The organism is Trebonia sp., assembly GCF_049794275.1.
Taxonomy (GTDB): domain Bacteria; phylum Actinomycetota; class Actinomycetes; order Streptosporangiales; family Streptosporangiaceae; genus Trebonia.
In genome coordinates, this window is the sequence record NZ_JBARCR010001046.1 from 1 (window position 1) to 3247 (window position 3247).

The window sequence follows — 3247 nt, forward strand, 5'->3', positions numbered from 1 at the left end:
CCGAGGAAGCGCTGCGGGGCGGCGCGTCCGCGGCGGAGGCGGCCGCGCACGCCGCCGACGGCACCTCGCCCGGCTACGACTTCCACGCCGACACGGAGTACCGCAAGCACCTGGCGCGCGTGCTCACCAAGCGCGCCCTGCAAGGGGAAACAGGCTGAGCAGAACGTTCCTGAACCGCCAGCGGAGCCGGCCCAGGCTGGATCCGCCGCTGCGGCGGTTGGTAGCGTTCACCTGCGCGATCGTCGGGGTGGACACGGTCTTCTTCTCCGCCCTCACGCCGCTGCTGCCGCACTACGCCGCGGTGGCGGGGCTGTCCAAGGCGGGCGCGGGCGTCCTTATCGGCGCCTACCCGGCCGGGACGCTGATCGGGTCGCTGCCCAGCGGAGCGCTGGTCGCCAGGTTCGGTGACCGCTCAGTGGCGCTGATCGGCCTGGGCCTGATGAGCCTGTCGACGCTGGCGTTCGGCTGGCTGACCGCCGCCCCCGTGCTTGACATGGCGCGGTTCGTGCAGGGCATCGCCGGCGCGTGCACCGGGACCGCGGCGCTGTCCGGGCTCGCGACGGCCGCGCCGCGAGAGCGGCGCGGGGAGCTGCTCGGTTACGACCTCGGGGCGGCGGTGGTCGGCGCGCTGTTCGGGCCTGTCGTGGGCGCGGTGGCGAACGCCGTGGGCCCGGGGCCCGCGTTCTCGGCCGCCTCGGTCGCCGCGGGCCTTCTGATAGCGATCTCGTTCACTGTTCCTGCGCCGCGCCCGGAAGCGCCGCAGCGCCTGCGGGCGGCGCTGCCCGCGCTCCGCGACCGCCAGGTCGTGATGGGCATGTGGCTGATGGCCCTGGCGGGCATCGCCTTCGGCGTCATCGACGTCCTGGCGCCGCTGCGGCTCTCGCGACTCGGTTCGTCGGGGACGGTCATCGCGGCCACGTTCCTGTGTGCGGCGCTGGCCGAGTCGGCGCTGTCCCCGCTGGCCGGCCGGATGTCCGACCGGTTCGGGCCGGCCAGGCCGCTCACCATCGCTCTCATCGCCGGCATCGCGTGCAGCATCGTGGTCCCGCTGACGTCCACCGCGCCGTGGCTGATCGCCGTCCTGATCGCGGGCACGCCGTTCTTCGGCACGTTGTTCACCCCCGCTTCGGCGCTCGTTAGCGAGGGCTCAGCGGGCTTGGGACTGCACCAGGGCATCGGCTTCGCGCTGTCCAACCTCACCTGGGCGGCTGGGCAGGCGACCGCCGCGTCGGCGAGCGGAGCGCTGGCCCAGGCAACGTCGGACCTGGTCCCCTACCTGCTGCTCGCGTTCGCCTGCCTGGGCACGCTCGCCGTCATACTGCGCACCCGCGATGGCGGGCAAACCACCCCGAGCGCCCCGGCCACCCCGGATGCCCGGGCTCCGGCCGACGAACGAAGTTAGCTGCGCGGGCCGGCGTTCGCGTTGCGGCTCTCCAGGTAGGAGCGAGCCGCGGGCAGCATGACGGGGGCTGCGGCCGCGAGGGCCGCCAGCAGCCCGATGAAGGCGGCCCAGCCCCAGCCCATGCCCAGGTTCCCGTAGGGGATGTCGGCGAACGCGATCAGGATCAGCAGCAGCTGCAGGCCTGTCCCGATGATCAGCAGCGGCGCGTGCGCGATGGGCAGGCTGATCCTGGATTCCGGGAAGCCCGCGCGCAGCACCACGTAGCCGATGAGCAGCAGCGCCACCACGAACTCGAGCCACAGCCAGCCGTGCAGGCTCGTGCCGCTGAAGCTCGCGCTGCCCTGCGACTCGAAGGCGTCGGAGCCCCAGGCGACGGAGTACCACGGCAGCCAGATCGAGATCATCGCGATCAGGCTCGCGCCGACGACGATCCGGTCCACCTGGGTGAGGCGCCGCGGGTCCAGCTGGAACGCCGGCCCGGTGCCGGCCGGCCGCGGCTGGCGCGGCGCGCCGTACCCGCCTTGCATGCCGTATCCGCCGGATGCGTTGTAGTCGCCGGGCGCGTTGTAACCGCCTGGTACCCCAGGCGGCCCAGGCGCCCCCGCGGCCTGGAAAGGCCCGCGAGGCGGGACGCCCCCTGCCGGCTGGAAAGCGCCCGCGGGCTCGAAGGCGCTGGCAGGCGGGAACCCGCCAGCGGGCTGCTGGCCGGCGGCCCACGGCGGGGCACTTGCGACTGACGGCGCGGGCGCCGCGAGCCGGCCTCCGCACGTGGTGCAGAAGGCGGAATTCCGTGCGTTCGGCGACTGGCACTGCGGACAGTTCACTGACTTATCCCCTGCTCGTGTAATACATGACGTTGTCGTACTGATCGGTCGCCGCGCACTGGTTCGGCTGCGCGCAGCTGACCGACTTGAACGAGTTGTTGCCGTCGACCTTGGTTTCGCTGGACCAGTTGCCCTGCTGGTAGACGAGCGCGCCGCCGTTCTGGTCGACCGCCACGCAGTAACCGTCGGACGGGCAGGAGACGCTCGTGGCCGTCTGCGACAGGGTCCCGCTGGACCAGCTCCCGCCGGTCAGCACCGCCACGTCAGCGTTGCCGTCGATCGCCACGCAGAACGAGGCGCTAGAGCACGAGACCTGGCTCAGCGAGTTGTCGCTGTTGACGTTCTGGGCGGCCGCCCAACTGCTCCCGTTGTAGGTGTACTCGTTGCCGCTGCTGTCCACCGCCACGCAGAAGGTGGTGCTCGGGCACGATACGGAATTCAGCTCGTCCTGGTTGGGGTCGATCGTGGTCCGTGCCCAGTTCGTCGCCGAGCCCGTGTAGGTGAATCCCTGGCCGTCGTTGTCCACCGCCACACAGAAGCTCGACGTGGGGCACGACACGCCGTTGAGCTGGGTGCCGGAGTCGATGCCGATGGGGGAGGTCCACGTGCCGCCGCTGAGCATGACCACGTTTCCCGACTCGTCGGTTGCGGCGCAGAAGGTCGCCGAGGCGCACGAGATGTCGGTCAGGTTCGATCCGTTGGCGGTGTCCGCGACCTGCCACGAGTTCGTCGCCGTAGAGGCGAGCACGTCACCGTCGCTGTCGACGGCGAAACAGGTCACGGCCGACACGCACGACACGGCGCTGATCGTCGCCTGGTCGTTTGAGTACGCCGACTGGTCGATCGGCTTGGGGTACGTCCAGCCGCCAGGCCCGATCGGGACGCCGACCGACGCGCTGGGACTGGCCTGGGTAGTAGCCGACGCGCTCGGCGACGAGGCCGCGGACGCCGCGGCGCTCGTCGCTGGCGGCGGGGTCGTTGCCGCCGCTTCCGGCGTCGCGTGGTGCATCAGGGTGAGCCC

General features: G+C 71.8%; 5 protein-coding genes. 3 read left to right on the forward strand and 2 right to left on the reverse strand.

Annotation, left to right across the window (positions count from 1 at the left end; all coding sequences use genetic code 11):
• The first annotated feature begins 11 nt into the window (after positions 1-11).
• Positions 12-158, forward strand: a complete 147-nt coding sequence (locus WA805_RS26145) for a hypothetical protein (RefSeq protein ID WP_425240394.1) — start codon at positions 12-14, stop codon at positions 156-158.
• Between the two features lie 59 nt (positions 159-217).
• Positions 218-1402, forward strand: coding sequence for an MFS transporter (locus WA805_RS26150; RefSeq protein ID WP_425243681.1), 1185 nt, complete (start codon positions 218-220; stop codon positions 1400-1402).
• Here WA805_RS26150 and WA805_RS26155 read toward each other — a convergent pair.
• Both WA805_RS26155 and WA805_RS26160 read right to left on the reverse strand, forming a co-directional pair.
• Positions 1399-1929: a hypothetical protein gene (locus tag WA805_RS26155; RefSeq protein ID WP_422290450.1), complete on the reverse strand. Its 531-nt coding sequence runs from the start codon at positions 1927-1929 to the stop codon at positions 1399-1401. The two genes, WA805_RS26150 and WA805_RS26155, sit on opposite strands and share 4 nt — an antisense overlap.
• A gap of 301 nt (positions 1930-2230) precedes the next feature.
• Complete coding sequence (locus WA805_RS26160; RefSeq protein ID WP_425243682.1) at positions 2231-2848, reverse strand: hypothetical protein; 618 nt, start codon at positions 2846-2848, stop codon at positions 2231-2233.
• Here WA805_RS26160 and WA805_RS26165 point away from each other — a divergent pair.
• A partial coding sequence (locus tag WA805_RS26165) for a hypothetical protein (RefSeq protein ID WP_425243683.1) occupies positions 2832-3247 on the forward strand: 416 nt, incomplete at its 3' end. The genes WA805_RS26160 and WA805_RS26165 overlap by 17 nt on opposite strands.